Annotated in this window: 5 protein-coding genes; 4 read left to right on the forward strand and 1 reads right to left on the reverse strand. The window is 50.6% G+C overall.

What is annotated here, in order from left to right:
* A partial coding sequence (locus ACEW8P_RS18830; protein ID WP_373514622.1) for a DEAD/DEAH box helicase occupies positions 1-659 on the reverse strand: 659 nt, incomplete at its 3' end.
* Positions 660-724: 65 nt separating this feature from the next.
* On the opposite strand from ACEW8P_RS18830, the gene ACEW8P_RS18835 reads away from it, so the two are divergent.
* The 4 genes from ACEW8P_RS18835 to ACEW8P_RS18850 form a co-directional block, all read left to right on the forward strand.
* Positions 725-3,070, forward strand: coding sequence for a prolyl oligopeptidase family serine peptidase (locus tag ACEW8P_RS18835; protein WP_373514623.1), 2,346 nt, complete (start codon positions 725-727; stop codon positions 3,068-3,070).
* Positions 3,071-3,204: 134 nt separating this feature from the next.
* Positions 3,205-4,851, forward strand: a complete 1,647-nt coding sequence (locus ACEW8P_RS18840; protein ID WP_373514624.1) for a CTP synthase — start codon at positions 3,205-3,207, stop codon at positions 4,849-4,851.
* A 216-nt stretch (positions 4,852-5,067) separates the two neighbouring features.
* Entirely contained in the window at positions 5,068-6,912 is a 1,845-nt protein-coding gene (yidC, locus tag ACEW8P_RS18845; RefSeq protein WP_373514625.1) for a membrane protein insertase YidC, read from the forward strand.
* Positions 6,913-7,002: 90 nt separating this feature from the next.
* Positions 7,003-8,438 (forward strand): tetratricopeptide repeat protein (locus tag ACEW8P_RS18850; RefSeq protein ID WP_373514626.1); only part of this gene is annotated, 1,436 nt, incomplete at its 3' end.

An 8,438-nucleotide genomic window follows, 5' to 3' on the forward strand; every position in this document is an offset into this window, starting at 1 on the left:
CATACCAGCGAAAACAGCGTGTCGAGCCGGGACACCGAAGTCGTGCGCACCACTTTCATCGTCAGTTGGGGCGCGGTTTCCCTATCACTCAAAAAATCCAGGGTGACCGGGTGCTTCGCTTCCACGAATGCGGGCAGGCGGGCGATCGGTGTGGCGGAGGTGAAAATCCGGCGCTCCAGGCTCGTCATAGCTTCAATGATGTAGGACATCTCTTTCTGGAAACCCATTTCCAGGGACTTGTCGAACTCATCGAGTACCAATGTGTGAATAGTTTCGGGGTCGAAATTCCGATGTTCGAGATGGTCGGTCACGCGGCCCGGTGTGCCGACGAGCAGAGCAGGTGCTTCGAGCAGGAGGTTTTCTTCTGTCTTTTTGGAATGCCCTCCGTAGCAGCAAGTCACCTTGTAGCCCGTCCCCATTGCTTTAAACACACTTTCGATCTGCAGAGCCAGCTCCCGCGAGGGAACTAACACCATCGCCTGCACACCCGAGGCGTTCTCATCCAGCCGTTCCAGCGTCGCAAGCAGAAAGGCCAGCGTTTTCCCCGAGCCGGTAGGGGAGAGGACAATTGTGTCGTTTTTCCGGGCTGCGGTTAGAGTCGCCTCCTGCATATCGTTGAGGGCTTCAATTTCGAGTCTTTCGAGTATTTCTTCTTGCATGAGTAATCAGTTCTTGTTTTGTCAAAGGTAATCTGAATTATCTTGCACCCTCAAAACCCACTTTTATGAAAAAAACGTTACTAGTCGCCCTAATCCTCCTTCCCTTCTCCCTCCGAGCCCAGCTTACGGTCGAGAAAATCATGCGAGATCCTAAGACCTGGATCGGCACCTCGCCCGATGGCATCCATTGGGCTGAGGATTCCAAAACCATCTATTTTGACTGGAATCCCGACGCCAATCCGAGCGATTCGCTTTACCAGTATTCACTGAACGATAAGAAATTAAGCAAAGTTGGGCTTGCAGAACGTAGGAGACTACCCGCGCAGCGCGGCGTTTACAATCGGCTGCGAACACTCAAAGCCTACGCCAAAAATGGCGACATTTATTTACTGGACTGCAAAACCTACCAGGTTCGACAACTGACTAACACTGTCGAAACCGAAGGTAGTCCGGCGTTCAGCGGAGACGAGCAGCGCATTATTTTTGAAAAAGACGACAACCTGTTCAGCATCGCGCTGTCTTCGGGTTTGCTGACCCAGCATACCAACTTCAAGAGTGGTACCAAAAAGGCAGAAACCAAGAAATCGGACGAAGAAAAATGGTTGGAAGGCGACCAGTTGGCCCTCTTCGATATTCTGAAAGAAAGAAAGGCCAAAAAAGACTCGGCCAAGAAAATCACTGAAGCCGAAAAGCCGGAGCGACCCAAAGATATTTACCTGGGCGAGAAAAAGGTGTCGGCTCAGCAGCTCAGTCCCGACGGCCGTTTCGTGACCTACCGCCTGAGCAAGGCCGACAAATCTTCAAAAAAAACGATCGTGCCGAGTTTTGTCACCCAGTCCGGTTTCACCGAAGACCTGCCCGCCCGAACTAAGGTCGGTGATCCTGCTACGGAGTTTGAGTTTTGGGTATACGATGTTAAAAAAGATACCATGCGGCAGGTTAGTACCAAAAAACTACCCGGTATTGGCGACAAACCTGATTATCTGAAAAACTACCCCAAACAGGATACTGCCTGGAAAAAGGACAAAGTTCGCCCTGTCATCGTTCACGGCCCTTCCTGGTCGGAGGACGGGCGCAACGCTGTGGTAGTGGTGCGCTCGCTGGACAACAAAGACCGCTGGATTATGACTTTCGACCCGGATTCGCTGTCGTTAAAGCCACTGGATCGCCAGCGTGACGAGGCCTGGATTGGCGGGCCGGGCGTGGGCGGTTATCCGCAAAGCGCCGGGGATTTGGGCTGGATCGATAACTCGACGATTTATTTTGTCAGCGAGGCAGACGGCTACGCGCATCTTTACTCGCTGGATGTGAAAAGTGGTGAAAAGACGCAACTCACAAAAGGGAAATTTGAAATACATAGCGTACTGCTCTCAAAGGATAAGCAAGCTTTCTACCTCACTACAAACGAGGTGCATCCCGGCGAAAAGCATTTTTATAAAATGTCCGTCACGGGCGGGCCACGCACCCGGCTGACGCCTGCCAAAGGGGCGTACGAAGCCGAGCTTTCCCCCGACGAAAGCAAACTGGCTGTGCGATATTCTAACAGCAACACGCCCTGGGAATTGTTTGTAATGGAAAACCAGGCCGACGCCAAGCCCGAGCAAATCACCCATTCGACAACAGCGGCCTTCAAAGCTTATCCCTGGCGGGAAGCCAAACTCGTAACCTTCAAGGCATCGGACGGCGCTGACGTTCACGCCCGAATCTATGAACCCAAAAAATCAAATGGCCGGGCAGTGGTGTTCGTCCATGGAGCGGGGTACTTACAAAACGCCCACGCCTGGTGGAGCAATTATTTTCGGGAATACATGTTTCATAATCTGCTGACCGACAAGGGATACACGGTACTGGATATGGACTACCGTGCCAGCGCGGGCTACGGCCGCGACTGGCGGACGGGCATATACCGTCACATGGGTGGCAAAGACCTTAGCGATAACGTTGACGGAGCCAACTGGCTGGTCAAGAAATACAAAATCGACCCTAAGAAAATCGGCATTTACGGCGGTTCTTATGGCGGCTTCATCACGCTTATGGCGCTATTTACTACCCCTGACGTATTCAAAGCCGGAGCCGCCTTGCGGCCCGTGACCGACTGGGCGGCGTACAACCATCCCTACACGGCCAATATCTTGAATGAACCACAGTTAGACAGCCTGGCCTACCGAAAAAGCTCACCGATCTACCACGCGGCAGGCCTGAAAAACCACTTGCTAATCTGCCATGGTATGGTGGATGTCAACGTGCATTTTCAGGACGTAGTTCGGTTGTCGCAACGGCTTATAGAGTTGAAGAAAGATGATTGGGAACTGGCCGTATATCCGTTGGAAGATCATGGCTTTGTGGAGCCTTCATCCTGGACAGACGAGTACAAGCGGATTTTGAAATTATTTGAGGAAAACCTGCGGTGAGTTAGCGGCGAGGAGGGGAGCAAATTCTCTTTGGTACTTCACAAATTTAACTTTTTCCAACAGTCGAGCCGGATAGTCCGAGGGCTTTTCCGTACCTTTGAATCCCGTAAACAAAGAAAAAAAAGCAACGTCTTATGGCTGCTACTGCACCCAAGACCGCTAAGTACATTTTCGTTACGGGCGGCGTCACATCTTCACTAGGCAAAGGAATCATTGCCTCTTCTCTGGCTAAGCTCCTGCAATCGCGGGGCTTGTCGGTTACTATCCAAAAATTCGATCCTTACATCAATGTAGATCCCGGTACGCTCAATCCGTACGAACACGGTGAGTGCTACGTGACCGACGACGGGGCCGAGACCGACCTCGATCTGGGTCATTACGAGCGTTTTCTGAACGTCCGCACCTCCCAGGCCAACAACGTCACCACGGGCCGGATCTACTACAACGTCATCATGCGCGAGCGGCGCGGCGACTTCCTGGGCCGGACGGTGCAGGTAGTACCGCACATCACCGACGAGATCAAGAAAAACATGATGCTGCTGGGCGAAAGCGGCGACTACGACGTGGTCATTACCGAAATAGGCGGCTGCGTGGGCGACATCGAGTCGCTGCCGTTCATTGAGGCGGTGCGGCAAATTAAGTTCGAATTGGGTGAGAAAGACACGCTCATCATTCACCTGACGCTGATTCCCTATCTCAGATCGGCTGGGGAGTTGAAAACTAAGCCTACGCAACACTCCGTCAGAATGTTACAAGAAGCGGGTATTCAGCCAGACATCTTAGTGTGTCGCACCGAACATCCACTGCCCGACGACCTGCGCAAAAAAATTGCCCTGTTTTGTAACGTCCAAATCAACTCAGTCATCGAGGCTATGGACGCCGAGACGATCTACGACGTACCTCTGCTTATGCGCAAGGAGCGGCTCGATCAGCGGGCGCTGTACATGCTCGATATCTACAATGACCAGGATGCCGAACTCGATTCCTGGAAGAGTTTTCTCTCCAAGCTCAAAAATCCGAGCGACTCCGTTCGCATCGGACTGGTAGGCAAGTACGTGGAACTGCACGATGCCTACAAGTCGATTGTGGAATCGTTCATCCATGCCGGGGCCATGAACGAGTGCAAGGTGAACATCGAATGGATTCATTCCGAAACACTGACGCCGCAAAACGCGATTGAAAAGCTGCAAAATCTGGATGGCGTGCTGGTCGCGCCCGGCTTCGGGGAGCGCGGCATCGACGGCAAGATTGAGGCTATCCGCTACGTGCGGGAGCAGGGGATTCCGTTTTTTGGAATCTGTCTGGGGATGCAGATGGCTGTCATTGAGTACGCCCGCAACGTGCTGGGCTTGGCGGGGGCGCACTCCTTCGAGATGGACAACGACTCGCCCCACGCTGTCATCAATCTTATGGCAGATCAGAAGGATTTGGAAAATAAAGGAGGTACCATGCGACTGGGTGCCTACGATTGTAAAATCAAGAAAGATTCTTTGGCCCATAAGATTTACGGAAAGGTAAATATCAAAGAGCGGCATCGTCACCGCTACGAGTTTAACAATGAATATCTGAAAGCCTTTGAGGATGGAGGAATGAGGGCCACGGGGATCAATCCTGATAATAATCTGGTGGAAATGATTGAATTGCCGGAGCACCCGTTCTTTATCGGCGTTCAATTTCACCCCGAGTTGCGGAGTACTGTTATGAGCCCGCACCCGCTGTTTGTTCATTTCGTGAAAGCTGCGATGGCATATTCAGCGAAGAAACGTACTATAAATCAGTAGTTTGAATACGCCTAAGGAGTGAGAATCTCATTCTCCCAAAATCTTCCTTACCTTTGCGAACTTAAATCAATTCGGGCATCCAAATAATGCCCGAATTGGTTGACTAACTTGTTCATAATCAATAAAAATTGTTTCGTCTGACCGATGAAGCCGCTTAGCAACACGCTGCCTGACGCTTTTCCGCCTGGCCGATTGCTAAAAGTCTTTTGAAATAAAATGGAAAAAAATCAAGTCATTGGTTTAGTACTTATTTTACTCATGCTCATCGGGTACCAGGTGCTGGTACCGCGCGAAGAGCCTGAACCTGTAGCACAGGAACAGGTGCAGCAGGTGAAACCCGCGCCGCCTGTGGCCGATACCCTGGCCGCGCCGGACACTACCCAAATCAAGGCCGCCTATGGTGATTTTGCCACCGCCGCCCAGGGGCAAGGGCAGGATTTGACCATCGAGACGAAGGACGTCAAGGTAGTTTTTTCCAACAAAGGAGGCATCTTGAAGGATTTGATGTTGAAAAACTACAAAACCTACGATGACAAGCCGCTGTATTTGATTTCCGACCAGCACACGCGCTTCAAACTGGATTTACCAACGGCGAAAGGCAACGTCAATCTGGCGAATCTTTACTTCAATACTACCGCAACCAGCCAAACGCTGGCCGAAAACGATTCGGCGGTTATTACCTACCGTTTGGCGCTTTCCGACAACCAATTTATAGAGCAAACCTACGTCGTGCGTGGTTCGGGCTACTTGATCGACTACGGCATTCAAACCCAAGGCGTAGGGCAATCGGGCAAGCCGCTGCAGTTTGGCTGGCAGAACGAGATGATGCAGTGGGAGAACGACATGACCGAAAACCGTAAGGCGGTCACGATCAACTACTACACTGATGGACTGGAAAGCCTCAGTCCGGCTACCGACAGCAACGTGGAGGCCGTCGCGGAGGAACCCGTACAGTGGTTCACGTTGAAGTCGAAGTACTTTTTGGCGGGTTTGATTAGTGAGAAGTACCCTTTGCAGGATGTGAAGGTGGAAGCCAAAGTGAATCCCGCCGACACCATAGTCGTGAAATCCCTGGACGTACAGGCGATGATACCCAGTGCCGGTTTGCAAGATGGCACGGCTCGTTTTCAATACTATTTAGGCCCGAACGACTACCAGATCCTAAACAAACTACCCATTGTCGATTTTGACGAGAACGTATATCTGGGCTATGCTTTCCTAAAACCGATCAACGAGTACATTCTGGTACCGTTATTCAATTTGCTGGAGAAAGTATTTTCCAACTACGGTTTTCTGATCATATGTCTGGTATTGATCGTCAAGACCTTGTTGACGCCGCTAACGTATAAGTCTTACGTCAGTATGGCCAAAATGCGGGTACTTGCCCCGGAATTGGCCGAGTTGAAGGAGAAAAACGGCGACGACATGGCCAAGCAGCAGCAGGACCAGATGAAGCTCTACCAGCAGGTGGGGGTTAGTCCGCTGAGTGGCTGCGTTCCGGTAGTGGCGACAATGCCCATACTGTTCTCGCTCTTCTTCCTCTTTCCAAACCTAATTGAACTGCGGGGACAATCCTTCTTGTGGGCTAACGACCTTTCTACCTATGATTCGTTCATCAAACTCCCGTTCACATTGCCATTCTACGGCAGCCACGTCAGTCTGTTTACGTTGATGATGACCGTTTCGAGTATTGCTTATGCGTACTACAACAACCAGATAACTCCCACGCAGCCGGGCCCGGTTAACATGAAGTTTCTGGGCTACGTGATGCCAGTGATGTTTATGTTCGTGCTGAATAACTTCCCGGCTGGTCTGACTTTTTACTACTTCGTTTCCAACGTAGTCACCATTGCCCAACAGTTGATTATCCGCCGCTTCGTGGACGAAGAAAAAATCAAGCGTATTTTGGATGAAAACCGCGTTAAAAACGCGAACGGTGAGAAGAAGCAAACTAAGTTCCAGAAGTATTTGGAAAAAACCCTGCAAGCCGGGGAAGAGGCCAAGCGCAAGCAGGCTGAATTAGAAAAAAAGAAAAAGCCGACCCGTCGTTCTAAAAAATAATGTTTGAGTTATTGAAAGGGAGGGTAGCGGTTTCTTTAATGGACGTTGCCCTTTTTTTATAAGTATTCACGCAGAAATAGCTTACACCTAATGGAGCGAATAAGTTTTTACCATGCAATCCTGACTCTGGGAGTTGTACTCATTACGCAAGGAGTACAAGCCCAGCTTTTCGATCGTCCCGACCAGAAGTTTCAGGAGGGAATCAACTTTTACAAACAGGGACGTTACGACGACGCGATCCAGAAGTTTGCCGATATTACTTCTAACAGCGCAAACGACGAATACGCCCCGCTGGCGCACTTCTATTACGGGTTGTCAGCCAATAAGCTGAAAAAATATAACGATGGAAACCTCATGCTTAGGCAGCTATTTACGCGCTACCCAAATTGGGTGCAGCGCGACGAGGCTTACTACTTGATGGCCGTCAATTTTTTTGAGTTACAGGACGACCGCCGGGCTTTTGACTACCTCAACCGAATCGGCGATGCCCGTATGGGCAAAGATATCCAAGGGTTGAAACAGCACTACCTCAAAAACATCGAGGATGTCGCCACGCTCAAATCACTGAACTCGGAATACCCCAATGACCGCGTGGTAGCGGTTGCGCTAGTTGACCTCATTCAGAGCAAATCCAGTAACAAAGCGGATCTGGAACTCTCCGACCGCCTGACGAACCAGTACAACATTGATGTCAGTCGACCGCAGGAAATCTTACCTGAAAAGAAAGAGGATATCCCTGAAAAGAAAGAGGTTATCAGAAATCCATCCTACGAAAAGAGATGGACGAAGGGCTACTACAATGTGGCGGTTCTTTTCCCCTATCGCCTGGCCGATATAAGATCTACCAAACGCGGACTACCGAACCAGTACGCTTACGACTATTTCGCCGGGCTTCAAATTGCCCGTCAGAAACTCAAATCCGAAGGGGTCAACATCCACTTGCAAGCTTATGACCTTGGCAATGAGGAAGACAAGTCGCTGGAAATGATAAACAACACGCATTTCCGCCAAACCGACCTCATTGTAGGCCCGTTATATGCCCGCCCATTTGAGCTAGTGTCGGAGTTTGCCAATGTCAATGGCATCACGATGGTCAACCCACTGGCAACCGATGGCAGTCTTTTGGAAAATGGCAAACTGGTTTATCTGGCTCATCCGTCTATACTTAGCCAAACTCAGGAAATTCTGATGTTGGTCAAGAGCAAGACAACTGTACCAATGGCCGCGATCTATTATGGCAACAATCCCAAGGACTCGGCCATGGCCTTTACTTATCAGGAGGAAATTAAAAAGGCGAGTGGAAATGTGCTGGAAATCAAAGAACTAAGCGGTGGGGCTCCGCAGATGAACGAGCAAATCTCCCAGTTTGCCAGCCAAAAGCCCAACCACGTCGTATTCTTTTGTACTGACCCTAAGGCGGGTCCGGCTTTGATGAGCATTCTCGCCGCCCGTAATGTCAGTGGTGTACCAGTAATCGCCACAGCCCACAGTTTCGACTTCAACCGGGTGCGCCCGACGGGCTATGG

This window comes from Persicitalea sp., from assembly GCF_041751555.1.
Lineage (GTDB): Bacteria > Bacteroidota > Bacteroidia > Cytophagales > Spirosomataceae > Persicitalea.

Bases quoted from the DNA above. Each gene is read 5' to 3' on its own strand.
- ACEW8P_RS18835 (WP_373514623.1), top strand. From the start codon at position 725: ATGAAAAAAACGTTACTAGTCGCCCTAATCCTCCTTCCCTTCTCCCTC.
- ACEW8P_RS18840 (WP_373514624.1), top strand. From the start codon at position 3,205: ATGGCTGCTACTGCACCCAAGACCGCTAAGTACATTTTCGTTACGGGC.
- yidC (WP_373514625.1), top strand. From the start codon at position 5,068: ATGGAAAAAAATCAAGTCATTGGTTTAGTACTTATTTTACTCATGCTC.